This window comes from Nostoc sp. UIC 10607, from assembly GCF_047228265.1.
Taxonomy (GTDB): Bacteria; Cyanobacteriota; Cyanobacteriia; order Cyanobacteriales; family Nostocaceae; genus Nostoc; species Nostoc foliaceum_A.
In genome coordinates this window covers 231,553-258,469 of the sequence record NZ_JBIQNW010000002.1, presented here as the reverse complement: position 1 = coordinate 258,469, position 26,917 = coordinate 231,553, and the positions used below count along the sequence as shown (strand labels likewise).

Sequence of the window (26,917 nt, the reverse complement as noted above, 5' to 3'; positions counted from 1 at the left end):
TACCTCTCGAATTCCCCGGAAGGTAGCAGCAGCTTGCACTGCACTGACTTCAAAAGCACTTCGCTGGGCTGTCATTCCTTCGATACTTTGAACTACAGCTCGATTAATTTCGTGAGATGTTTGTTGTATAACTCCCGTAGTTTCAGTTTGGAATTGACTCAAAGTTTGTCCCATATTGTTAGCAAATCCTTGAAGCATCTCCTTTTCCACAGATGCGCGTTCTTGTAGCGCTGTCTGAAGTTCCTCTCGAATTCCCCGGAAGGTAGCAGCAGCTTGCACTGCACTGACTTCAAAAGCACTTCGCTGGGCTGTCATTCCTTGGATACTTTGGTTTACGGCTCGATTAATTTCGTCGGCTGTTTGTTGGAAAACACCTTTTGTATCTGTTTGAAATTGATTGAGAGTGTATCCCAGGTGGTTAGCGAATACTTGGAGTTCGACCAAAGTTTCTTTTTGAAATTTCTCAATTGTCAGGATGGAACTAGCCAAACTTTGAGATATACCACCCAATTCTCTATGCAGACTCAGTACAGCTTCAGAAGCTTGTTGGGTTAACTCTGCACTTTTATCTAGTCGATCTGCAATGGGTTCGAGTACCTGAACTCGCATATCCTTAATGAGTTCTTCTAAAACTCTCTGTCCCTGATTTTCTTGGAGTTCTCGAAGTTGTTTCTGCTCTTTGAAAATTGCTTCTAAAGCTGGAAATATCTGCTGACGCACGGCTAGACCAATAGCTTGGGCTGATAATTGATTTAATCCGTCGAACTGTTCTGCTATGCTCTTACCTACAGATTTACCAATGGCTTCAGCACTCAGTTGGTTTAACCCGGCGAACTGTTCTGCTATGCTCTTACCCACGGATTTACCAATGGCTTCAGCACTTAGTTGGTTTAACCCTGACAATTTATCTCCTACACGGATAAATGCCTCAACTAAATCACCATTGTTATTGTCTGTTGTTTTTAAAGTTGCGATCGCCTTCAATTTCTGACGCAAACTATCGCGCCGTTTCTGCCTTAGCGAATCACACCCAAACAAAACTAAAGTAAACAAGCTACCAGAACCAAGCCCCATCAAGGAAGTAGAAAAAGCTGTTTTCATTCCTACCAGTAGCCCTTTACTGGCAGTCATCAATTCTTTAGGATTTTCTGTAGATAAATTTATTCCTTGGAGTCCCTCTTGTATACCGTAAAAGGTTCCTAAAACGCCGATGGCAGTACACAAGGTTATCACAAAGCGCAGGGAACTACGAGGTATGGGATGGGCTAAGACAGACGGATGCTTTATCAGTATGAAATTACCATCTTTTTGTCTGAATCTACTAGAGTCATCGGTTCCTAAATGATCTTTTAACCATTGGCGAACTTCGTTTGAAAGCTTTACATTTTTACCATTTTTCAAATTACTCAAAAATTTAATAGAGGCTCCAGTTATGCCACACTCTGAGCGCCAATACTGAAATAATGTGTAAAGCTCGACAATAATTGCGGCTATTAAGACAAAAGCAGTTGCCCAATGAAAAGGTTCGTTATCCCAAATAATGTCCCAAACTTTTGCTATTTCCACACTGCACCCCTCTTGTTTATCTTGGTTATATGTTTTTGAATTGCTCTAATTCTTTATCGGCAAAAACTTCTTGAGCTATCCGCATTGGGAGATGTTCTGCATACAGGCGATTTCCTATAGGTTCTCGGAGACGTAGGCTATAAAGTGGTTCACCTTCTGATTTTTTATCCTCAATTAAATAAACCTGTTCTGGTGCATAGCTTCGTAACAAACGCACTTGCAAACAGGTTTTTAAATCCCGTGAAGAAATAGATAGGGGTGAATCTTTTCCAAATAATTCACAAGCTACTTTCCAAGCGTGGTTAACCGCCACAATTTCGTTAACCAGTTTTTCCACCGAGGGGTACAATATTTTTGCAGTTTCATTAATCAATACTTTTGACCTATCTTGCCTGAGCTTCAATAGGTCTATAATTCCCAAAATGGGAACTTTTATTTAACTTTTATTGGTAAATCTATTTTGATAAAAGTAGTTTTTGATGCCAAACCACTCTTTGGGCGTTGAAAAAATGTAGAGTGTGTTATTGCTGTTACTGTGTTAGCGTAACCAAAAACCTGAAATAGTGCGTTACGAAAGCCGTAACACACCCTACAGCTACTTTAGTAAAAGCGAGAGTTGCGATCGCACTAGCTGTTATTGGTTCCAAAGTATCCTACCTTATGCAGCGACATCCTCACTGATGGATACAATAACAGATGTTTACATTCCAGAGAGTTAAAGGCTAATCCCGTTTCTCTGCTTAAAGTCGGGTGTACTTTTTAAGGGAACAGTTTCAACCTGAATAACAATTGCTTCAGCATTGATAAGTAAATATTTAATCTTTGTAAGAAATGCTTAAACCTTTCTTATAAATGCTTTAACGTGAGTAACAATTGCTTCAACATTGATAAGAAAATATTTAATCTTTGCAAGAAATACTTAAACCTTTCTTATAAATGCTTTAACGTGAGTAACAACGGCTTCAACATTCATAAGAAAATATTTAATCTTTGTAAGAAATGCTTAAGCCTTTCTTATAAATGCTTTAACGTGAGTAACAATTGTTTGAACATTAGCAATAAACAATTGAAATTTTGCAACAAATACTTAGGGTGTGTGCAATTAAGATACCTCACCTTGATTTGACTATGTAAAATTTGTCCCTCTCCTTAGTAACGCTACAGTGTACACACAAGTCACCAGCTTTATTCCAATACGCTTGAGATAAGCCAGAAACCCCTCATGTAGAGACGCGATTTATCGCGTCTAAAAACTGACACGTTAGAGAGACGCGATAAATCGCCGTCTCTACAAAGAATGTACTCGTCAATTATTCCTTGAGAGACTACTATTTCCGACTTGTCTGTACACCGTAGCCTTACTAACGAGAGGGATGTCTGATAGGATAGGGTGAGGTTTTTTACTGTAAAATCAAACAGCGATCGCTCTCCTAAATGCTGTCTTATAGTAAAAATTAATAAAATAAAATCATGCGATCGCTAGCTACCATTATCTTTTAGTAGCTCAACATCATCGTTGCAAATTCGATAGTTTAAGGGTAATTGAATTTACCACTACTAAACTAAAAATTTCACAAAATATCTGCCAACTTTACCACTAGAGTATTTGCTAAATCCAATAACCTGATGTCGTCATCTGTATCAATACTATTTTCTTCACCAGCTAACAGATTTATTACAGCAGATAACCTGTCATTAGTCTCAGTAATTCTCCAAGATTCTTCTAAGTTTACGGCAAAATCAAAGAGCGATCGCTCTCCTAAATGCTGCCTTACCTTCACAGCTACACTATCATTACTTACCAAAAATTCTTTGATAGCATCGAATTGAGAATTACCTAAAATTTCGTCATGTCCCCACGTTTCTAGCCAGTCTCCATCCACATCTTCAACGTAAAAATTGACAAAATCAACCCCGTAAGTTAGCCAGTTCTGCTGCATTTGTCGCGCCGTTGCTAAAGCTTCAGCAAATGTATCTACTTGATTGTTGCAGCTGTGAGTTTCTCTTTTGTTAGCCATAAAAGCTGTAATTAGCAGGTAAGTATGTAGGCTAGAACACAAATCTGAAATATCAAATTTCTGAAAGTTCACGAAAATTTTAAATATTTGCCACCAGAAAGGTAATCACTGTTATACAGGGCCACGTTGACTAACTGGTTAACAAAATTAGCATCCTTGGGATTGTAACTTAAGAACAGTCCTCTCTCTATTTCCCACGATCGCAGTGTATTTTGCCAAGCTTGGTACTTTTGTTGATTAAGTTCTTCACTAACACTGGTAATTTGAATGCACAGTGGTTGATTGTTACGACTAACAATTAGGTCGGTTGCCATAGAAAGGTCGGCAATATAACGCTGCCAAAAACTACCTTCTCTCTGAACAATATCTTGGGCTATTGATTTAATGATATCATCATCAACCTGATTAAATTCGCCTGCCATCAATTTTTGCTTCCAAATATAAAATTTGGAGTCACTTGCATTAATCCATCTAGGAAAGAGATAACCATACCAATATCTCTCAATCGGTGTCATTTGAGCGAACTTTGCTTTTTGTTCTTCTTCCGAAGGTAAGGATTTGATTATCAGCCAAATTGTAGAATCCGTAATCACCTCTAGGAGAAATGCAAGGACAAATGGTTTTGCAGTCAGGGAACCTGGCTTAATATTCTTTACCCAACGATTGATTTCATCTAATCTTCTCGCTAAATTAGGATCTATCGAGGAGGCTTGCTCGATAAGGGACTTTAGCTTATCCTTAATCTCTTTTGCTTGCAAACGATGCCCTACTTTCAGAAGATTACGCTTTTTTTACACACTAATAACTAAATCTTAACTTGAAAAGGTCTCTAGTTAATTTTTTGATGTCATTAAATATTCTCTAGGTCGATGCCCGGTGTACGTAAAACCTCCCGCAGTCGAGCAATTTATTGCTCTGCCCGGTGCGTTCTTTTGCCGATTGAGCATGTAAACGTTTTTGTTCAGCCAATCATTCTGATGATAGTATTAATTGATTTTCAGTAGTGAAGAATCTTAATTTACCTTCATAAACTCCCAAATAAAGTTCTAACTGCTGACTCCACAAACGTCCATCAGTGGTTAATTAAATTTATTGATACTTACCTTCAACTCCATGAAATCCCTGAAGTTTCATTGTTCCAGGGTCGAACCAGAAATAATCTAGTGTACGGAAGGTATGCTGATAAACTTTTTTTAAACCTGTTATCAACTGCTGTCGCTGAACTTGACAAAATTTCCACGATCAAGCTGGGATATTTGCCGTTTTCTTGCCAAACTACCGAACTCTTACGGTCTTTTTTCTGAGTTCCCAAAACTACAAAAAAGTCTTCGATTTGATCGCGGTGCAGGTCACTTTCCAAGGCTATCCATCCAGTAATTATTCTGTCTTCATCTTCGACTGCGATCGCAATGCTATCTTCCATTGTCAACCGAATCGGCACATCGTAAAACCCTCCTAACCGCATTAAGGGTGCAAATGTTAAGAACTTAACCAAACCTTCAGAGATTTTACCCAGCCTGATATAACGACGGAAGTCGTTTTTAATTGGCAATAAATCCTCCTGTTCAAACTCTGTCAACGGTTCTAAATTGAAAAAATCTGTAAATGAACCAGTTGAAAGTTCTTCTAGTTTGAGAAGACGATGAACATCATTGAGAGACTAGGCTGCTAGCTTCGACGGTGAGCGTCATGATTTCAAGATTTGTTTGTCAAGACTACTTATATTTTGGAACATTCGCAGTAGATAGGCTGCAATGTAACGTCTTTACATTTCTTGATCGCTTGGTTTTGGTAGATGAAAATGAATGTAAACTAAATAACTTGGTAATTTTCACCTAGCTTAACGAAAATCTAAACACGGTCTAGCACAACTGAGCTAAGAATAGTTTTTAGTAACAATAGCGATCGCACTTATAATCATGTCTCAACCAACTATAGAATCAATCCTACAAGAGAATCGCCTCTTCCATCCTGGCTCGGAATTCTCAAAAAATGCCCATATCAAAAGCCTGCAAGACTATCAGCGCCTCTATGACCAAGCCAAAGCTGATCCGCAGCAATTTTGGGCAGATTTGGCTGGAACAGAATTAGAATGGTTCCAAAAATGGGATACTGTGCTAGATTGGCAACCACCTTTTGCTAAGTGGTTCGTTGGCGGAAAGATGAATATTTCTTACAACTGCCTTGACAGACATCTCACTACTTGGCGAAAAAATAAAGCAGCATTGATTTGGGAAGGAGAACCAGGTGATTCGCGTACCCTTACCTATGGCCAATTGCACCGGGAAGTTTGCCAGTTTGCCAATGTATTGAAGCAACTGGGTGTAGAAAAAGGCGATCGCGTTGGTATCTATATGCCAATGATTCCCGAAGCTGCGATCGCTATGTTAGCCTGTGCCAGAATTGGCGCACCCCACAGTGTGGTATTTGGTGGTTTTAGTGCCGAAGCTTTGCGCGATCGCTTAGTTGATGCCACAGCTAAACTAGTAATCACAGCTGATGGTGGTTGGCGCAAAGATGCGATCGTCCCTCTCAAGGAACAGGTAGATAAAGCCTTAGCAGATGGTGCTGTTCCCAGTGTAAAAAATGTCCTAGTTGTCAAACGCACCGGACAAGAAACTAATATGCAGTTGGGCGGACGCGATCATTGGTGGCATGATTTGCAAAAAGGAGTATCAGCAGATTGTCCCGCCGAACCAATGGACAGCGAAGATATGCTGTTTGTCCTCTACACTTCCGGCAGCACGGGCAAACCGAAGGGCGTAGTCCATACAACTGCTGGTTATAATTTGTATACCCACATGACCACCAAGTGGATATTCGACCTGCAAGACACAGATGTATATTGGTGTACCGCGGATGTAGGTTGGATTACTGGACACAGCTACATCGTCTACGGCCCCCTTTCCAACGGTGCAACCACTGTGATGTATGAAGGTGCACCCCGTGCTTCTAATCCTGGCTGTTTCTGGGATGTAATTGAAAAATACGGCGTTAATATTTTTTATACTGCACCTACGGCAATTCGGGCATTTATTAAGATGGGTGAACAGCATCCGAATGCGCGAAACTTGTCTTCGTTGCGTTTGTTGGGAACCGTCGGTGAACCGATTAACCCAGAAGCTTGGATGTGGTATCACAAAGTAATTGGTGGCGATCGCTGTCCAATTGTTGATACTTGGTGGCAAACGGAAACTGGCGGTATCATGATTACACCCCTACCAGGAGCAATTCCCACCAAACCCGGTTCCGCAACTCTTCCCTTCCCCGGAATTATCGCAGATGTCGTGGATTTGGAAGGAAATACCGTACCGAATAACGAAGGCGGTTATCTAGCGGTACGCCATCCGTGGCCAGGAATGATGCGGACAGTCTACGGCGATCCAGAACGCTTCCGCCGCACCTACTGGGAACACATTCCACCCAAAGATGGTAACTATATTTACTTTGCCGGCGATGGCGCAAGACAAGATGAAGACGGCTACTTTTGGGTAATGGGTCGTGTGGATGACGTACTAAATGTATCAGGACACCGACTCGGTACAATGGAAGTAGAGTCAGCCTTGGTTTCTCATCCAGCGGTTGCAGAAGCGGCGGTAGTGGGTAAACCAGATGAACTTAAGGGTGAAGAAGTAGTTGCTTTTGTAACTTTAGAAGGCACTTATCAGGGAAGCGAGGAACTGAGTAAAGAACTAAAGCAGCACGTCGTCAAAGAAATTGGTGCGATCGCGCGTCCGGGAGAGATTCGCTTTACCGATGCTTTGCCCAAAACGCGATCGGGTAAAATTATGCGGCGCTTATTGCGGAATCTAGCCGCAGGTCAAGAAGTATCTGGGGATACTTCGACATTGGAAGATAGAAGCGTATTGGATAAATTGCGGGAAGGTACGTAAATAATTCCAAATGAGGCTAGTAGGGGCGCATATATGTGCGCCTTTACCGTCTGTCTCGTGATGCATTACGCGATAACGCACCTCAATTTATCATAAAGATTAGAACATTATTGAGGCATTCAGGGCGATGAAGGTGAAGCGCAAACTGAAATCAGCATTTGTTCAATCTTTTAGCGGCATAACGCTGAGTATTATTAGTGTAATTGGTCTATCACCATTAGCGTTAGCGGCTTCTGCAAAAGTTTCTTTGCATTCGTCTGAACAGTCTGTTGAGAGACAACCACAAAAACTAGCGCAGTTTTCAGACACAGGGCCATCAGAGCGATCGCAGATGCTGCAACAAGCTAATGCTTTATTTAATCAGGGAGACTTGACAGGTGCAGAGGAAAATTTACGCAAATTAATTAAACAATTCCCAGATGATTCCTTCGGACACTTTCAACTAGGAAACGTGCTTTTTCGGCAAAAGAAACCAGAAGAAGCAATTAGCTCTTATCAAGAAGCCATTCGCCTCCAGCCAAAATACGCTCTAGCTCACAATGCGATCGGTATGGTTTACGCTAGCCAAAGTCGCTGGGATGAAGCCATTACTGAATATAAAAAAGCTCTAGAAATTAATCCTAATTATGGCGAGGGGTTAACTAATTTTGCACTGGCATTGTGGCAAACAAATAAAAAAGATGAGGCGTTATCTTCTTTAGAAAAAGCTTTAAATATCTTCAAAGAACAGAATAGAGGTGAAAAAGTTAACCAAGTAGAACGAATTTTGCGAGAGATCAAAACTGCTGATGATCCTGGTATTTCGTGAGAAACATATTATTCAGTTGATACTTTAATGTTAAAGGTTCTCAGTGTGTTGGATAAATTGCGGTAATGTGCATATCTCACATAACTGTGTAAAATCTGTATGGGGTGGGCAAAATTGCCTACCCTGTATTGTATGAATAAAATTATTTCTGTTGGAATTCCTTTTACCTAGTTGATTCTCAATATATATCACAATCAGGGTTTTGAGCTTAACCCCCAACAACTCGGATTAGTACCTCATAATTAAGGAAGGTTTGAAACTGATGACAACAAACCAGGAGAAGCGTGTATGCAAGTAAGACAAGAAATTTTTGATACTTATTGGCGATTTGCTGCTATGCGGCAGGAAGTATTTTTCAACAAAATTAACAATGTACCACCGCCCTGGACGAGTGATCCGATTATTAATACTTATAAATTTTGTAATGCATATCGAGCAAGCGATCGCGTTTCACAATATCTGATAAAAAACGTAATTTACGATGAGAAGAGGAGCAAGAATGAAGAAGAAGTAATTTTACGGATTCTACTATTTAAAATTTTTAATAAAATAGAAACATGGGAATACTTAGAAAACAAAATAGGAGACTATATTACACTGTCTAATTTCGACTCAAATGTATATTCAGATATATTACAAGAGGCTATGAATCTGGGATATGTCATTTATACCAGTGCATATATGTCTTGCGCCAGCAAAGAGTTTGGTTATGATAAAAAACACCAAAATCATTTGGCACTAATTGATAAAATGGTTGTCCAAGATAGGGTAGTCAATCGCATAGTCAAAGCCAAAAATTTGGAAGCTGTTTTTCAGATAATTCAAGAATATCCATTGCTAGGTAAGTTTATGGCTTACCAATTAGCGACCGATATTAATTATAGTGAAATTATCAACTTTGACGAAAACAGTTTTACTATAGCAGGCCCAGGAGCCGAACGTGGTATCAGCAAGTGTTTACTTGATACAGATGGTAAAACATATACTGATATAATTCATTGGATGACTGAAAACCAAGAGAAAGAGTTTCAGCGTTTGGGGTTAAATTTTCAATCACTCTGGGGTCGTCCACTACAGGCTATAGATTGTCAAAATCTTTTTTGTGAGACTGATAAATACTGCCGAGCAGCATTTCCAGAATTGAAAAGTAATCGCAAAAAAATAAAATCTAAATTTATTTCTACGCCTCAACCAATTGATTACTTTTATCCACCAAAATGGCGTATTAACCATAAAGTAAAAGAAAGTTTAGCACAGAGATTGCCACAATTAGATATTTCTAATTTGCAACAGATCAATAATAGTAATTGTCAGCAATTGACTTTGGAATTAGATTCTCTGGTAAAAACAACATCTGAAATAACGAATAATATATCAAAACCGCATAAACAAGACGGTCGCAAAAGTCAGAGGAAAAAATCAATAATTTTGCAAAATGCAGATACAGAAACATCTCAACAGTTGTGTCTGTTTTGATCCTGAATTTACCACTCCTTTACTCAAGCATTATAAAACTTAGAGTCAGGCATTTCATATTGTATCAAAATTTTTACTCACCAAAAACTCAGTATAAAATATATGGAAATAAAAAAATATATAGACATGGAAAGAAATGTCAAGTTCGACGACGATATTAAGAGAAAGTATCGCTACTCACTATGGTGTAGATGGGATGCAACTTTGCCGCAAGTTACTTTTGTAATGCTTAACCCAAGCAAGGCTGACGAGAAGAAAGGTGATTCCACCCTCACTAGATGTATTGACTTTGCCAAGTTATGGAAAAAGTATGGTTCTCTTGAAGTAGTTAATTTATTCGCTTATATTGCTACACAACCTCCTAAACTTTCCCATCCCCAAGTAGATGACCCTGTGGGGGAAAAAAATAACTATTATATTCAAGAAGCAACAAAACGCGCTGAATTAATTATTTTGGCATGGGGTACGGGTAAATATCCCAGAATTAACAACCGTAATGAAGAAGTGCTAAGTCTAATTTCTAGTCAACAACCTCTTCACTGCTTAAAGCTGACAAAGGATAAAGATCCACACCATCCGAGAGGTCTTAAAAATAATATAGAACCAATTATTTTTCCCTATAAATACAGCTGAATTTGAGACTATAGTGATATTTTTTAAGTCTTATCAAATTTATATTTTTTCTCAATGATAATCTTTATAACCAAAAACTTTGAAATTGGATCAGTTTCATTATGAATTTTTCTGAGTATCAAACACAAGCACTGAATACAAACCAGATTCCGGCTGTAGAAGGTACTGAACTAATAATACCTCTTCTCGGCTTAGTAGGTGAAGTTGGCTCATTGATGACTGAGTATAAAAAACATTTACGTGACGGTGATGCACACAAACTATTTAAAGAAGGCATTGCGGAAGAATTGGGAGATATGCTTTGGTATATTTCCAACTTAGCAAGCAAGTTTAACCTTAATTTGGAAGAAATTGCGGAAGATAATCTGAGAAAGTGCCGTGACCGTTGGGGATGGAGAGATTCAGAACAGATAGATGATAAACCTACAACCTACACATTCGACAATGACTTTCCTGAAAATGAAAGTTTACCACGGCAGTTTGAAGTAGAAATTACGGAGATAAGCAAAGATAACTCAATCAAAATGAAGGCATTTATCAACAAACAACAGATTGGAAATGACCTCACCGATAATTCTTATACAAGCGATGGCTACCGCTTTCATGATGTTTTTCATTTTTCCTACGCCGCAGTTTTAGGTTGGTCAGTTATCACTCGTAGTATGCTTAAACGTAAGCGCAAAAGTAATTCTAGTATTGACGAAGTTGAAGACGGCGGTCGTGCAGTAGCTATTGAGGAAGGTATATCAGCACTCGTATTTAGCTATGCCAAAAATCACGGTTTCTTAGAAGGCGTTTCAACATTAGATTACCAACTATTGAAGACTATCAAAAATATGACATCCCATTTAGAAGTTTCTCAATGTTCGCTGGGTGATTGGGAGAAGGCAATTCTGATGGGCTATGATGTCTGGCGACAGGTAGAGAAAAATCAGGGAGGAAGGGTAGTTGTTGACCTTGATGCACGCTTGATAACCTATTTGGAAAAGTCTAGTCTGTGTTCAGCTTCCCTGGTGATCAAACATTCACTTAACGATATCTTGCAGGAAAACAAATGAGTTTTTGGTCATCACAAACTTTGAGTTCTCGTCTTCCCAGTTTAATTGAACCATTTAATGAGGATCAAATTCAGTCTGCATCATACGAATTGTGCTTAGGAGAAGAAGTTTATATTTCAGCCCTTCCTGATACACCTCCGAAAGAACGGAAAAAAATTATTCTTAGTGATAAACAAACTGTTCCTATCCCTCCAGGACAGTTTGCATTTCTGATAACTTCTGAAAAAATCAAAGTTCCTAACAATGCACTTGCATTTATTTCGATTAAATTTAAATTTAAGTCAAAGGGGCTGATTAATGTTTCCGGTCTTCATGTCGATCCTGGCTATAGTGGTAAACTAATTTTTGCTGTTTATAATGCTGGGCCTCTTCACCTTCATATAGGAAGAGGTGAGAAAGTTTTTTCTATATGGTATGCAGACTTAGATAAAGATGATGATAAGCCACGAGAGAAGCTAGGTTATGATTTAATTCCCACTGATTTAATGAATAGTCCTGATTCAGTTGCTTCTCTTCCTTCTTTGGTAAAACGTTTGGATGATCTGGAGAAAAAAGTAGAGAATTATTCTATTAAACAGACTTTAGTATTGACGATTACTATTGGAGTCTTACTTGCTTTTGCAAAGCCAATAGTGGATATATTTATACAGCCATTACTCAATATGATTAAATCTTCTCTTGTCATCTATTAATTTTCAATTGGTGCAATGAATCCAAATTATCGCTATATACTTACACTAAATAAGTGCAAAATTTACCAGCATAAAGGCTTAGAGCACAAAAAAAGGTTGTTAGATTTATTAGGATAATAAATAAAATATAAATATAATCTTGTTTGTGCCTATGACTTCGCTATCGGCATTAACTTTACCTGACCACACCCAGTTACCAGACTCAGATGGTACATTTGTCAAAAACTGGCAAGAGCATCCGCAAAGCATCTTAATTACAGATTCAATTAAACCTGTTTTAGAGGAACTTCATCCTGACGGACAATATTGTATTGGACAAGATTCTGGTATCTACTGGCGATTAACAGATCCTCCTGAGAAAGGGGCTGAAGCACCAGACTGGTTTTATGTACCCAATGTACCACCAACCCTTGACGGTAAAATGCGCCGTTCTTATGTGCTGTGGAAGGAGTATATTGCACCCTTGATTGTGCTGAAGTTTGTCTCTGGAGATGGTTCAGAAGAACGAGATAAAACACCGCCATCTCAAGGGGAAGGTGGAAATGTTGGTAAGTTTTGGGTTTATGAGCAGGCAATTCGAGTGCCTTATTATGGGATTTATGAAGTAGCAAAAGCACAAGTGGAAGTTTACCACCTAGTTGATAATACTTATCAACGGATGAAACCCAATGAACGGGGACATTACCCAATTGTTCCTATGGATGTAGAGTTAGGAATCTGGCAAGGATTTTATCAGAATGCAGAGTTACCTTGGTTGCGCTGGTGGGATGCACAAGGAAATTTACTGCTAACGGGTGAGGAACGTGCTGTGATTGAGCGACAAAAGCGGGAGAGAATTGTAGAGAAATTGCGTACTCTCTCTGCTGAACAACTCAAGGCTTTAGGAATTGATCCAGAAATGTTGGATTAAGAAATATTCTAATCTAACAATAATACATCTTTGCCAGTAAAAATTATTGTACTGACATCCACATTTTTATACAAATTTATAACGTAGTTAATTCGTTCTTTGAAGACAGGAGATAGTTCTTCTCCCTAAACTGCTGCTCCCAGAACAATTGCTGCATTAGTCTTAATATTATCAGTGACGCTGCCATATAAATAAATACTTAAGACTAGGAATCTGCCAAAATCATCAGACGCGGCACTTTTATTAAAATTTCAGGACATAGCAGCAAACTTATATTTCTAAATGTTGAGGTTTATTTAGCCTTGTAGAATTTTGTGGCTGGCTGGGAATGCTAAAGAAAGCACCTCATTGTCCTTTTATTTGACAGTGGTGGATATTGCCCATTACCACTCAATCCTAGAAAAATGATACCTGTCCTTCCCGGTTACAACTTTATTGAAGCTCTGCATGAAGGTGTTAACACCGTTATTTATCGAGCTTCCAAGCAGTTAGACCAAACCCCTGCGATCGTTAAAGCTCTGAAAGCGGAGTATCCCAGCCTCGAAGAACTAACCCGACTCAGACATGAATATAAAATCTCACAGACGCTAGTAGATATAGAAGGAATTGTCAAGTCCCTAGCTTTAGAGAATCATCATAACGGTCTAGCCTTAGTTTTGGCAGACTTTGGTGCAGAATCTCTAAAAAATTATATTAGCGATCGCCAATTATCATTAACCGAATTTCTCACAATAGCCATTCAGCTAGCATCCACTCTCACTCAACTGCATCAAGCCAAGATTATTCATAAAGATATTAAACCTGACAATATCGTTATTAACCCAGAAACCGGGCAAGTTAAAATTATCGATTTCAGTATTGCATCGCGTTTAGAAAAAGAAAATCAAAGCATCAGCAATCCCAATTTATTAGAAGGCACTCTTGCCTATATGTCACCGGAGCAAACTGGACGCATGAATCGTTCAATTGACTACCGGACTGACTTCTATTCTTTAGGCGTTACCTTTTATCAAGTGCTAACAGGAACGCTGCCCTTTAATGCCGTTGACCCTCTAGAATTTGTTCATTGCCATATTGCAAAAACACCAATATCGCCTCACGATTTAAATCCCAAAATTCCCCCAGTGGTTTCTGACATTGTAATGAAATTGTTAGCTAAAACTGCTGAAGATAGATATCAAAGCTCTCTAGGACTAAAAGCCGATTTAGAAACTTGTCTCACTCAGTTGCAAACGGATGGTGAAATTTCCCACTTTATTGTCGGTCAGCTAGATTCATACAGCCAATTTTCCATTCCGCAGAAACTATACGGACGGGAAATAGAAGTTGCTACTTTATTAGAAGCATTTGATCGCATCAGTTATGGTACTACGGAAATGATGCTAGTCTCTGGTTACTCAGGTATTGGTAAATCGTGTTTAGTTCACGAAGTTCACAAACCAATTGTGAGGCAGCGTGGTTATTTTATATCTGGTAAATTTGACCAGTTCAAGCGTAATATTCCTTTTGCTTCATTAATTCAAGCATTCCAAGATTTGATGCGGCAGTTGCTTACAGAAACTGATGACCAAATAGCCGTTTGGAAATCAAAACTAATAAATGCCCTTGGTTCCAACGGTCAAGTAGTTATAGACGTTCTTCCCGAAGTAGAACGGATTATTGGCCCGCAGCCAGCAGTTCCTCAATTAGGGTCATCAGAATCGCAAAACCGATTTAATCGGGTATTTCAACAATTCATTCATGTATTTAGTCAACCCGAACACCCGCTAGTTTTGTTTTTGGATGATTTACAGTGGGCAGATTCAGCTTCCCTCAAGCTGATTCAGTTAATTATGACTGACCCAGATAGCCAATATTTATTGCTAATTGGGGCGTATAGAGATAACGAAGTAAGTGCCATTCATCCCTTGATTCAGACCTTGGAGGAGATTCAAAAGACTGGTGCGATCGTCAATAATATTATCCTCCAGCTTTTGGATATTGCTCATGTCAACCAGTTAATCGCCGAAACTCTTCGCACTGAAAATTTAAAGGCAAAGCCACTGTCTGAATTACTTTTTAGGAAAACCCAAGGAAACCCATTTTTTCTAACTCATTTACTCAAATCCCTTTATCAAGATAACTTGTTAGTGTTTGACTTTGATCGCGGTTTTTGGGAATGGAATCTTGAGTTTATTGATAGAGTTAATATAACTGATAATGTCGTTGATTTGATGGTCACCCAAATTCAAAAGCTGTCAGATGCAACGCAGAACGTGTTAAAATCTGCCGCCTGTATTGGAGACAAATTTGCTTTAGATATATTGGCGATTATTAATAAAAAATCTCAGTCAGAAACAGCAGCAGATTTATGGGAAGCTTTGCAATCAGGTTTGGTTCTACCCTTAAACAATTCATACAAAACACCGCTGGTTTTTGACTCCGAACAAATGGAGACTGAGAAAAGGCGATCGCCCATTACCCAGCACTCATCACCCATCACCTATAAATTCTTACATGACCGGGTGCAGCAAGCGTCTTATTCACTCATTCCCGATGACGAGAAAAAACAGACTCACCTAAAAATCGGTGAATTGCTACTAATACATACCCCAGAAACAGACATTGAAGAAAACATTTTTGAAATTGTCAACCAACTGAATGTTGGTGCTGAATTCATCACCCAGCAGCCTCAAAAAGATAGACTAGCTCAACTCAATCTTATCGCTGGACAGAAAGCAAAAGCAGCAACAGCTTATGAATCATCTGTTAAATATTTAAATGTAGGTTTGGAACTCCTTACAGCAGATAGTTGGCAGTGTCAGTATGACCTAACACTGAATCTCTATGTAGAAACAGCAGCAGTAGAATTTCTAAACACCAACTTCGAGCGAGCAGAAATGCTTTCTGATGTAGTTTTGTCACAGGCAAAAACTCTGCTTGATAGAGTCCAGGTGTATGAGACAAAAATGCAGTTTTATATTGCTAAAAACCAAATGCAAGCCGCGTTAAATACCGGACTGCAAGTGCTGAAAATGCTAGGGTTACCTTTAGCAGCAAAACCCCCAACAAGACTGACGAGATTGAATTTAGGAGGTAAACGGATTGAGGATTTAATAGAATTGCCAGAAATGACTGATGCTTATAAATTAGCAGCACTGCGAGTTTTGATAAATCTGATTCCTCCGGTTTATATTGCAGCTCCCGAACTTTATCCGCAAGTCGTTTTTAAAATGACCAATCTCTGTCTCAAAGACGGGAACTCTCCGCTGTCAGCTTATGCCTATGTACTTTATGGAATGTTCCTATGTGGCGCTTTTGAAGACATGGATTCTGGTTATCAATTCGGTCAGCTAGGCTTAAAGCTATTGAATCAATTCAATGCTAAAGAAATGACGGCGAAAATCTATGAAACATTTAATTATTTTATCAGGCATTGGAAAGAGCCAGCTATTAATACTATAGAACCCTTAATAGAGGGTGTCCAAAGAGGTTTGGAAACAGGAGATTTAGAATATGCTTCTTATTCGGCCTGTTTTTATTGTACGCATTTGTTTTTTATCGGTGAAAATCTAGAAATAGTTCTCAAAAAGCAGGCACACTATATTGCTTTGATGCAAAGAACTAAACAAGAATTTCAAATTATTTATGCGAACATAGTTAGACAAACAGGTTTAAATTTAATTAAAAAAACGCCTGAACCATATCGATTAATTGGTGAAAGTTTTGATGAAAATAAAATGTTGCCAATTCTGATAAATAGCAATAACTATATGGCTATTTATCCTATTTATGTTTCTAAACTGATTCTGGGTTATTTATTTAAAAATTACGATCGCGCCGCTGAGGATGCCTTGCTGGCAGAAAAATACGAACAAGGCGGACGAGCATTGATGTATAAAGCCGAACACAAGTTTTATCACTCTCTGACTCTCCTGGCTTTATATCGCACCGCATCAACAAGCGATGCCTACGGCGGCAAGCTACGCCAACAATATCTAACCCAAGTGGCAGCGCATCAGAAAAAAATGAAGCAATGGGCATTGCATTCTCCTGCCAACTATCAGCATAAGTACGAGCTAGTGGAGGCAGAAAAAGCACGAGTATTGGAACAAGATATCAAAGCGATCGCGTTTTATGATCGAGCAATAAATGGAGCCAGAGAACAGGGATATATTCAAGAAGAAGCGCTAGCCTCGGAGTTAGCAGCAGAGTTCTATTTTGCTCGTGGTAGAGAGAAAGTTGCTAATACTTATCTCAACGATGCTTACTATGGATATGGTCGCTGGGGAGCGAATGCAAAAGTCAAAGACTTGGAAAAAAGATATCCTCAACTATTTCGGATATCAAAGCGAGAAACCGTCAGTACTGATGCAACTCGGATGATAAGCTATACGGGTGAAAGTGCTTCAGACTTGATGGATTTAGCCACAGTTATGAAAGCATCTCAAGCCCTTTCTGGAGAAATACTTTTGGGCAAGTTACTAGCTAAATTAATGACAATTGTGCTAGAAAATGCTGGCGCTCAAACAGGCTACCTAATTTTAGAAAAATCAGGGCAGTTGCTAATAGAAGCATCAGGATTAGTAGACAAAAATGATGTAACTGTACTACAAGAAATTCCAGTATCAACTAGTCAAGAACTACCCATTTCTTTGATTAACTATGTAGCCCGAACCAAAGAAAATGTTGTACTAAACGATGCGACTTGTGAAGGAAGATTTACCACAGATCCATACATACTTACTCATCAACCCAAATCCGTCTTATGTACACCACTCATCCATCAAGGAAAACTTAGCGGCATCCTTTATTTAGAAAATAATCTCACCAGTGGCGCGTTTACATCAGATCGCTTAGAAGTATTACAACTCTTATCATCTCAAGCAGCGATTTCCATTGATAATGCTCGTCTTTATAAAGACTTAAAATTAGCCAACACTGGCTTAGAAGCCAAAGTACAAGAACGAACTTTAGAGTTACAGGAAAAAAATGTGCATCTGCAAAAAGCAGAAGAAACTGCACAATCTGCCAACCGGGCTAAGAGTGATTTCCTTGCTAACATGAGCCATGAATTGAGAACACCACTCAATGGCATTTTAGGTTACGCCCAAATTCTTAAACGAGACAAAACTTTAACTAACTCGCAAAAAGATAATGTGGGTATTATTTATCAGTGTGGCGACCACCTATTAAATCTGATCAATGACATTTTAGACCTTTCTAAAATTGAAGCGAGAAAAATGGAACTCCACCAAACGGATTTTCATTTTCCAGAATTTTTAGAAGGCATTGCTGAAATCTGCCGCATCCGCGCCGAACAAAAAGGTATTTGTTTAATTTTTGAACAGATTACTCAACTTCCTACAGGTGTCAAGGCTGATGAAAAACGGTTACGCCAAGCTTTAATTAACTTACTGGGAAATGCCGTTAAGTTTACTGAAAGTGGAGGCGTGGCTTTCAAAGTCGGCTATCACGAAGGTAAAATTCGGTTTCAGGTGGAAGATACAGGAGTTGGCATGGCACCAGAGCAATTAGAAGAGATATTTTTGCCGTTTCAGCAGGTAGGAGATCACAATCGCAAAGCAGAAGGAACTGGACTAGGGCTGGCAATTACCCGCCAATTAGTTCAGATGATGGGTGGCGAAATCCAAGTGAAAAGTACCTTAGGGAAAGGGAGCATTTTCTTCTTTGATTTAGATTTGCCTGAAGTTTCTCACTACGCTGATTTTATCAAAGAAGAACAACAAAATATCCAAGGTTTTAAAGGGTATAAACGAAAACTTATCATCGCAGATGATAGACCAGGAAATCGCTCAATTTTGGTCAAGATGCTGTCACCTTTAGGATTTGAAATTGCCGAAGCAATAGATGGTCAAGATTGTCTCAATAAGGCATCTGAACTAAAGCCAGATTGTATCTTAATGGACTTGATGATGCCTCAAATGAATGGCTTTGAAACTACTCGTAGGATCAGGCGATCGCCTGAACTAAAGAATGTAATAATAATTGGCACTTCTGCCAGTGTTTTTGATTTCGATCTAAATAAAAGTAAAGAGGCAGGTTGCAATGATTTTTTACCTAAGCCAATTCGAATAACAGAGCTTTTAGAAAAGTTACGAACTCACTTAGAACTGGAATGGATTTATGAAGAGGATGAAACTCAAGTATTTAAAAACAACAAACAAGAAAATCCTCAGCAATCATTAGTATTTCCCTCGGTAGAGGAAATTGCCGTTCTATTGAATTTAGCAATGAAAGGCGATCTCAAAGGGATTGTGGAGCGAGTTAATCACTTGGAAGAATTAGATATTACTTTTGCACCTTTTTCTTTAGAGTTACGTCAATTAGCTAAAGGTTTTCAAGTTAAAAAAATCCGTGAAATTTTAAAAAATGTAGGGGTAAATTAATGAGTATTTCAAACATTGAAAACGGGATTATTTTAATCGTTGATGACAACCCTACAAATTTAGGAGTGTTATTCGATTTCTTGGCTGATTCTGGTTTCCAAGTGTTGGTAGCCCAGGATGGCGAAGATGCAATTGAGCAGGTCGAATATGCTATTCCAGATCTGATTTTATTAGATATACTCATGCCCGGAATGGACGGGTTTGAAACTTGCCAGCACTTGAAAGCTAAAGAGTCAACTAAAGACATCCCCGTAATTTTTATGACGGCGCTTTCTGATCCGGTGGATAAGATCAGAGGGTTGAATCTTGGGGCGGTCGATTACATCACTAAACCGCTTCAGCATGAAGAGGTTTTAGCCCGTGTCAAAATCCATTTAAGCATACGAAACCTAACCAAAAGACTACAAAAGCAAAATGTGCGTCTAGAGCAGGAGATTCATGATCGAACTAAGGCAGAGAACGCCCTTTTAAAACTGACATCTGAGTTAGAAGAACGGGTGGAAGAAAGGACATCTGCACTGGAGCAATCTAATCAACTGCTGCAACAGGAAATCCAAGAACGTATTAATACAGAGCAAGCATTGCAAGAATCAGAAGCACGCTATCGAGAACAAGCCAATAAGCTAGAACTTGCCTTTCGCCAACTTCAAGAAACTCAAAGCCAACTGGTTCATAGTGAAAAAATGTCCAGTTTGGGACAATTGGTGGCGGGTGTCGCCCATGAAATTAATAATCCCGTCAACTTCATCTACGGAAATCTGACTCACGCCTATCAATATACCCAAGACTTGCTCAACCTGTTGAACCTCTATGCCAAGTACACTCCCTCACCGCTAGCTGAAATTCAGAAACTGACTGAGGCGATAGATTTAGAATTTCTCAGTGAAGACCTGCCTAAATTGCTGAGTTCGATGAAGGTTGGGGCTGACCGCATCCGCGAGATTATTCAATCATTACGGATTTTTTCCCGCGTGGATGAAGTCCAAATGAAGCCAGTGGATATTCATGCTGGGTTAGATAGTACGCTGCTAATTTTGCACAACCGATTTAAAGCCAGTTCTAACCAGTTAGGGATTCAACTCGTTAAAGAGTATGGCGATCTACCCCTTGTGGAATGTTATGCGGGACAACTTAACCAAGTGTTTATGAATTTACTGGCAAATGCAATTGATGCTTTAGAAGAGTATGACAAAGAACGATCGCCCCAGGAGATTTACTTTTGCCGCAGCACGATTCGGATTCGCACCGAAGTAACTGACAATGAGTTTGTGAATATTTGGATTGGCGATACTGGCCCCGGTATGACAGAGGAAGTACGCGATCGCCTTTTTGACCCCTTCTTTACCACAAAACCCGTAGGTAGAGGCACGGGTTTAGGCTTGTCGATTAGCCAGGAAATTGTTGTCTCTAAACATGGTGGCCAAATAAAGTGTTTTTCAGCACCTGGGCAGGGAACAGAGTTTATGATTACAATTCCGATGCGATCGCAACCTCTAGAATTGGCTTTGGTGACACCCTGCCATGTAAGCTGCGATTAGTTTAGCTGGAAAGCTGAACTCACAAAGAATGCCACTCTATATATTAAATTTGGCAAAAATTTGCTTCCCTCTGCGTTTCAAAAAATCAAGTTTTGAAACGCAGAGAGACCAAGAAGCCTAAAGAGCTTGCAAAAAACGGTGCAATGATTCTGGGAATCATAACTAAATTAACCAAATATGACATGAAATCATGTAGTTAGTAATGTATAATTAACTCCAAGAGTTCAGGGTGCTTGTCAAGTATAAAACCACTTGCTGGTACTGCAAAAGCATATTGTATGTCTAAATCTGCAATCACCGTTACCGTCAAATTGTTCGCTGCTTATCAAGAAGCCTTTAGGGTTTCGGAATTGGTGCTGGAATTTCCCAATAGTATGCCAGTCCAAGCAGTATGCGATCGCCTCATAGCTGAACACCCCGAACTCTCCCAATGGCGTGACATCACCCGGTTTGGAATTAATTTAATATTTGTCGAACCAGATACCCTACTACAAGATGGGGATGAAGTCGTACTGATTCCACCAGTCAGCGGCGGTTAGCACAACAGTTAGGAGTGATGAGTTAAAAAGTCAAAACTTCTAACTCATCACCATTCATTCCTCACTTGCGATTATTTCACCCTGGCTCGGAAGCGAAAAAAGCCGTAAAAATCTTTGGCTAAATTGGGTAAATCGGGACTTCGTGTGATATTCACCACCACTGCTCCATTGGTGTTAGCACCGCAGTATGATGGGGTTTGATCGTTAGCAGCATAAAAGCGTCCGCGATCGCTTGCATCCTCTATATTGCTGAGGTAAACTGTGGGACTGCTAGAACTAACAGCAAGGGCAATACCTTGATCTGCTCCTCCTAAGCCACCATCACGAGGAGTCTTACCATTAAATGCAGTGGGAATAAAAGTAGTACTGGCAGGAACTAAGTCACAGAATTTAACATTAGTAGCATCATTTGGGCCTTTAGAGAGGAAGTAGATAGTATATTCCAACTCATCTCCTGGTTTAACAGTCCCAGCATTAATCAATCCCCGCAGATAGCCAGCAGACCATGCAAGATCGTTATCATCAGAGGCATAGGGTTCTGGGACATAATTAGCAGCAGTAATAGCAACGTCACTGCGACCATCCACAATATCGGTTAAATCTTGGTTATTGATGCGGGTGATGCGTTTCACTAACAAAAGCTTTGCATTAACCGTAGTCGCACCGTTATTACTTTCTCCAACGCTGGTAACACGACTACCTGTAGTATCAGTATCTCTAGTTTGTAGGAAGTTTGGACACCGTGTGCTAGCGTTTCCACTGGTGGTTGCTTCCCAGCAAGCACTGATATTAGTATCTTTACCATTGGGGGTCAAGCTGATAGACTGGCCGGAATTAGCCCCAGCCAGAGAAGACTGATAGGTGTTGTCCCACAAATTTAGAGAACTTTGGGGAGGTGTATTAACCTCATTACCCGCACCATAGGCGATATAGTCAATAATCTTATTTTGGTTATCATATAACCAAACATCATCACCGGAATTGTTGAGCTTGGGAGTTTGTCCCAACCAAGCTTGAAAAACTGCTCCTGTTGCTTGATGGTTGGCATTATTATTACCAATCCAAATGACAGCATATTTCCCTGGTTGTAAAGTAGTGCCACTGGGGAAAGTATAATGAAAGCCGCCAGCAGCATCGCTACTACCGACAATAACGTTGCCATCTGTCAACCTCACACCACTCAAATCTACCGGGGATGTAGAAGCATTGTAGAGTTCAATAAACTCATCATTGGTATCAGTAGTTGTACCAGTTTCGTTATAAAGCACCTCGTTGATAATAACTTGACCCGCCAATGGTGAAACTTGATAAGAAGTTGTTGGGATAATATTTAAATAAGTTAGAACTGCATTACTAGGAACATAAGTCCATATATCTAATCCTTTGACATCACCGAAGGAGCCTGTACAAACTTCATTAGTGTTACCACCAGTGGCTGTACCAAAGGCACGCTGAGTACTAGTAGTATTAAATCCTGTTACCAGGTTACTGTGAGATATAGATGGTGGGGAATTTCCACACAATAGACTACCTGGTGTTCCCACATTTGTCCCAGACAAGGTACGATAGCCGCGATCGTCGTAAAACCCTGTATTATTTCCCAAAGGATTGGTGACGTTGAGGAGAGTAAAACTTGGCCCTCCCTTGGTACTGTTTTCAGCATCTATAAGAGGAAAGTGGTATTCGCCAGCATGAGTTGTGATGTTAACTGGGTAGTCTGTGCCAACGGGGAAAAAATTACCATTATTATCTTTACCATCCCAGGTAACGGTTTGACTTCCAGATGCCGTCATCGTTCCCCGCAGTACTCGGTTTTGTAGATTAGCAGGATCATAATCATTACCATCTCTGCTGATGACTATTTCATAGTTGCCTGCTACATTGCTGTCGAATTTAAAAACTCCACCTGTGTTTTGGTTAGAGTTATTAGCCCCAGCTGTACCAGTAAAGCTAGAATTACTGATGCTTGGAAGTGTCGCTACAGTAGGGATACCACGGGCAAAGAGAGAGTCATTTGTTCCGGCGCTAGTTTGAGGATTATTGAAGAAAATGACGTGGTTGGGTAAGGCGAAATTTGTTCCACCTTGAAGTTGTGGCATCAGAGCATTATTAACTGCACTCAGAACATCATGGTAGAGTGGTGTTTTTCCATCGCTGTCATAGTAGCCTACATCATTGCCATAAATGACAAAACCATTGGGGTCTAAGCCATTGAGGGCAGTTTTATATTGATAACCATCTTTAGTGACAATGTAGAATGAAGATTCGATCAGTCTGCCATTGCCTCCAGTAAATAGTGCTAAGTAGTCGGCAAAGAGTCGCCCGTTAATATCTGTTGTGGAAGTCAAGCTGCTGCGTACCGTCACATCCCACGCAGCTATACTGGTTCCTGATGGATCTTTAAAGTTGGTGCCGAAGTCAATTGTTGATGTAGGAGTTCCATCAAAATTACTATTACCTCCTTGACCTCCATAGAAAGCTACATAATAAATCCCATCGCCGCCGACTGGAACTTGATAGTAACATGGTACGTAGCCATTAGCGATCGCCCCACCCGTCGTTGCAGTTGCTGGGTTTGTGATTGTGTCTGGGCCTGCTAATTCTTGGTTACGGCTGGATATTTTACCCTGATTTGTGTTTAGAGTCTGAGTTCTTTGGGTGGAGCATTGGAACTTAAGATTAGAGAGGGTTTCATTACCTATTCGACCTGTTTTGGTGCCATAGATCAAAATATCACCACTATCTACTCCCACAGAACTAGAACCCAAGAGGATGTATTCTCCAGCTTTAGCATACACTTGTAGCAATGTGCGCCGCAGAAGAGAATGATCCGCAGGGGTTGTAGGCCCATACTTGTCTGTCGCCCGCCATTCAAGGTTGGCTCTAGCACCAGTAGTACCGCTAGGATACAAATTCCTACTGCCTTCTGCTTGAACTGGTTGTATCCAGTAACCCCAAGTACACAGTATTAGAGCCAGCCTACCAAGCCATCTTCTTCGGTGTCTGAGAGATTTGAGGTTCGCGCAGCCTCTCGGCAGGAAAATTACCTGTGAAAGATATTTAAAAAATAGGCTCATAACTGGTTTACCAGATCCTCACTCCAGGCTTTAATTGGTAACAAAAAGCGATCGCCTACTTTTAGATTGCCCAATATCAGCGAGAACCTACCATCTTGATTCACATTTACGAACACAGCAAAGCTATGCCCCTACTAGCATGGTCTATTTACCTGAAGGGACGCTGCTTGAAGGGCTTCTGCTTTGCAGTACGCAGACTAATTATATGCATCATAGAGAATTGGCTTTAGCAGTTCGCTTCACCAATTGATCTAACTCTTGCTGCATCTGACTAACAACTAATTCATAACATTCATTGACATAGTGGCGATCGCTAGCTGCTTCTCGACCGTAGCGTTCAAATACAATTGGCGGACAAACCTGCGTATACATGGGCACTGGTAATGGAATGTTGGGCAACGGGCCAATTGCTAATCCCCAAGGTAGTCCGAGATAGATAGGAAAAACTTCCGGATCAATCCCCAAAAGCCAAGGCATTCCCCATTCGTGGAGTTGCTGCACAACTTTGTAGCAGTCAGCCAGTACAATCAGCGTATCGTGAGCACCCCAGGAAATCACAGGCACAATCGGCACATTTTCCCGTAACGCTAACTTGATAAATCCTTGCCGCCCTGCAAAGTAGATTTTATTACGTAAATAATGCGGTCGGAAGACATCTTCGGCTCCACCTGGATAAACTAGCACACTAGCTCCAGAGCGCAAGGCAGTGTAAGCCATTTTTGGATGAGCCATGATTGCTCCAGCTTTGGCGGCCAGTTGGGCTATTGGCGGGCTAACCTGCCAAGCTTTGGGATGCATCAAACCATAAACGGGTTGCTCAACACCAAATCGTCGGAACCAGTCGTACATCACCATTGTCATATCGGGAGCTGCGAGTCCCCCATTGTGTGAACCGACAAATAGGACTTTTTCTTGGGGTGGAATATTATCCCAACCACTAGTTTGAACTCGAAAATAGTAGTGATAGAAAAAGCCCAACAGGGGCATCAGAGATTCTATGAATTTTGGATCTCGCTCATCCAAAGACCAACCGGGTTTTTTATTTAACTGATGTTGCTTTTTTGACATTGATGCATTCTAATCCCTTGCTCTCCTCTAGAGGCTCTGTGTATACCTTAGCTTTCATCGCTGTTTTGCTTCTGCTTGACTAACCAAACAGAGAGCAGAGCGATCGCTACACCAACTAGAATAAAGCAATAAATGTAGCCGAAGTTATCGACAATCCTACCAAATACTGCTGCGCCGATTCCCTGTCCGACAAACAAGCTGAAGGCGAACAGCGAAACAGCAGTGCCTCGTGCTTGGGGGGAAAGCTCAGTGGCTTGGGTTTGGAGGGTGCTGTGCATCATATAAAAGCCCAATCCCATTAAAATACTCAAGGGGATAAACAGCATCCAGTTCTGGAACAATGCGATCGCTAAGAAGCTGATACACATCAAGCCTCCTCCCACTCCCATCAAACCAATTTCACCCAGTCGCCTGACTAACCATTTAACTGAGCGACTATAAATCAGTCCACCCAATCCAAAACCACTGAGCATAAACCCGATCGCTACATAACTTAGACTATAGCGATCGCGCAGAAATGCGCCGATGTAAGCAAATGCCCCAAAGACGCAAAAGCCTTCCACAAACACCCCCACAATCACAGTCTGGGCGATCGGTTGGGTCAACAGTTGGGAATAAGGCCGAAATGTTATCCTACCTACACGACCTTGGGAACGTTGACCATTACCCAGATGGCGCGTCTTACGCCATAGAAGTCCAGCAATGCCAAGGGAGACGATGCCAAATAGGAGAAAGATATCACGCCAGCTGATATATTCCCCAAATATGCCGCCCAAACTACCACCCATTATTTGACCTAGCATCAGGGCACTTAGATACTTGCCGATCGCAGCTTGGCGTTTTTCATAAGGAAAGTTGTCACCAATATAAGCTAGGGTGACGGGGATAATCCCAGCAGCAGCTATCCCTGTGAGAAACCGTAGCAAGGTAAGTAAGACTATATTTGAGACAAAGGCACAAACAGCAGTACCTACAGCAAATGCCGCCAGTGCTATTGTAATTACCTTAAGTTTGCCGATGCGATCGCCTAGTGGGCCATAGGCTAACTGAAATAGCCCGTAGGGAATCGTATATGCCGAGATAATCACCGCAGCAGTGCCAACGCCGACTTTGAACTCGTCGGCAATAATATGCAGTAGGGGATCAATCACCCGTGCATCAGCAATCACCATGAAGGCAGCAGCGCCCAACAGTCCTAATGAGACAGGTGTTTTGCCTGCTATGTCCGTTGCTAACCTGCCCACTCACTTCT

At 40.4% G+C, this 26,917-nt stretch carries 17 protein-coding genes and 1 pseudogene; 10 read left to right on the top strand and 8 right to left on the bottom strand.

The genetic code is table 11. The features are described from left to right. The 5 genes and pseudogenes from ACEYW6_RS03275 to ACEYW6_RS03255 form a co-directional block, all read right to left on the bottom strand. Positions 1 to 1,566, bottom strand: a pseudogene (locus ACEYW6_RS03275) (hypothetical protein); the annotation flags it as partial. A 25-nt stretch (positions 1,567 to 1,591) separates the two neighbouring features. Further along, positions 1,592 to 1,939, bottom strand: a complete 348-nt coding sequence (locus ACEYW6_RS03270; RefSeq protein ID WP_412978605.1) for a hypothetical protein — start codon at positions 1,937 to 1,939, stop codon at positions 1,592 to 1,594. Between the two features lie 1,198 nt (positions 1,940 to 3,137). Further along, positions 3,138 to 3,584 (bottom strand): hypothetical protein, encoded by a 447-nt coding sequence (locus ACEYW6_RS03265; protein ID WP_412978604.1) that lies wholly within the window; start codon positions 3,582 to 3,584, stop codon positions 3,138 to 3,140. Between the two features lie 68 nt (positions 3,585 to 3,652). After that, the gene (locus ACEYW6_RS03260; protein ID WP_190895058.1) at positions 3,653 to 4,342 is read right to left on the bottom strand and encodes a hypothetical protein; all 690 of its coding nucleotides are present in this window, start codon (positions 4,340 to 4,342) and stop codon (positions 3,653 to 3,655) included. A 347-nt stretch (positions 4,343 to 4,689) separates the two neighbouring features. Next, positions 4,690 to 5,136 (bottom strand): hypothetical protein, encoded by a 447-nt coding sequence (locus tag ACEYW6_RS03255; protein ID WP_412978603.1) that lies wholly within the window; start codon positions 5,134 to 5,136, stop codon positions 4,690 to 4,692. A gap of 367 nt (positions 5,137 to 5,503) precedes the next feature. On the opposite strand from ACEYW6_RS03255, the gene acs reads away from it, so the two are divergent. The 10 genes from acs (at position 5,504) to ACEYW6_RS03205 (ending at position 21,520) form a co-directional block, all read left to right on the top strand. Continuing rightward, positions 5,504 to 7,477, top strand: coding sequence for an acetate--CoA ligase (gene acs / locus ACEYW6_RS03250; protein ID WP_412978602.1), 1,974 nt, complete (start codon positions 5,504 to 5,506; stop codon positions 7,475 to 7,477). A 127-nt stretch (positions 7,478 to 7,604) separates the two neighbouring features. Further along, positions 7,605 to 8,285, top strand: a complete 681-nt coding sequence (locus ACEYW6_RS03245; protein WP_412978601.1) for a tetratricopeptide repeat protein — start codon at positions 7,605 to 7,607, stop codon at positions 8,283 to 8,285. A gap of 288 nt (positions 8,286 to 8,573) precedes the next feature. Further along, on the top strand, positions 8,574 to 9,761 hold the full coding sequence (locus tag ACEYW6_RS03240; RefSeq protein WP_412978600.1) for a nucleotide kinase domain-containing protein: 1,188 nt from the start codon (positions 8,574 to 8,576) through the stop codon (positions 9,759 to 9,761). A 102-nt stretch (positions 9,762 to 9,863) separates the two neighbouring features. Continuing rightward, complete coding sequence (locus tag ACEYW6_RS03235) at positions 9,864 to 10,394, top strand: DUF1643 domain-containing protein (protein ID WP_412978599.1); 531 nt, start codon at positions 9,864 to 9,866, stop codon at positions 10,392 to 10,394. A gap of 101 nt (positions 10,395 to 10,495) precedes the next feature. Next, positions 10,496 to 11,452, top strand: coding sequence for a nucleoside triphosphate pyrophosphohydrolase family protein (locus ACEYW6_RS03230; RefSeq protein ID WP_412978598.1), 957 nt, complete (start codon positions 10,496 to 10,498; stop codon positions 11,450 to 11,452). Beyond that, positions 11,449 to 12,144, top strand: a complete 696-nt coding sequence (locus ACEYW6_RS03225) for a dCTP deaminase domain-containing protein (RefSeq protein WP_412978597.1) — start codon at positions 11,449 to 11,451, stop codon at positions 12,142 to 12,144. Before ACEYW6_RS03230 ends, ACEYW6_RS03225 begins: the two co-directional genes overlap by 4 nt. Before the next feature lie 151 nt (positions 12,145 to 12,295). Continuing rightward, on the top strand, positions 12,296 to 13,054 hold the full coding sequence (locus ACEYW6_RS03220) for a Uma2 family endonuclease (protein ID WP_412978596.1): 759 nt from the start codon (positions 12,296 to 12,298) through the stop codon (positions 13,052 to 13,054). A 404-nt stretch (positions 13,055 to 13,458) separates the two neighbouring features. Next, positions 13,459 to 19,443: an AAA family ATPase gene (locus ACEYW6_RS03215; RefSeq protein ID WP_412978595.1), complete on the top strand. Its 5,985-nt coding sequence runs from the start codon at positions 13,459 to 13,461 to the stop codon at positions 19,441 to 19,443. Further along, positions 19,443 to 20,981: a response regulator gene (locus ACEYW6_RS03210; RefSeq protein ID WP_412978594.1), complete on the top strand. Its 1,539-nt coding sequence runs from the start codon at positions 19,443 to 19,445 to the stop codon at positions 20,979 to 20,981. The genes ACEYW6_RS03215 and ACEYW6_RS03210 overlap by 1 nt, the downstream gene beginning before the upstream one ends. Before the next feature lie 278 nt (positions 20,982 to 21,259). Next, entirely contained in the window at positions 21,260 to 21,520 is a 261-nt protein-coding gene (locus ACEYW6_RS03205; RefSeq protein ID WP_412978593.1) for a MoaD/ThiS family protein, read from the top strand. A gap of 71 nt (positions 21,521 to 21,591) precedes the next feature. On the opposite strand, the gene ACEYW6_RS03200 is transcribed toward ACEYW6_RS03205, so the two are convergent. The 3 genes from ACEYW6_RS03200 to ACEYW6_RS03190 all read right to left on the bottom strand — a co-directional run bounded on the left by ACEYW6_RS03200 (position 21,592) and on the right by ACEYW6_RS03190 (position 26,909). Then, complete coding sequence (locus ACEYW6_RS03200) at positions 21,592 to 24,597, bottom strand: lamin tail domain-containing protein (RefSeq protein WP_412978592.1); 3,006 nt, start codon at positions 24,595 to 24,597, stop codon at positions 21,592 to 21,594. 210 nt (positions 24,598 to 24,807) lie between these two features. Further along, positions 24,808 to 25,665, bottom strand: coding sequence for a lysophospholipid acyltransferase family protein (locus ACEYW6_RS03195; RefSeq protein ID WP_412978591.1), 858 nt, complete (start codon positions 25,663 to 25,665; stop codon positions 24,808 to 24,810). A gap of 47 nt (positions 25,666 to 25,712) precedes the next feature. Then, positions 25,713 to 26,909 carry an MFS transporter gene (locus ACEYW6_RS03190; protein WP_412978590.1) on the bottom strand — a complete coding sequence of 399 codons (1,197 nt, stop codon included), beginning with the start codon at positions 26,907 to 26,909 and terminating at the stop codon, positions 25,713 to 25,715. Positions 26,910 to 26,917: the final 8 nt, after the last annotated feature.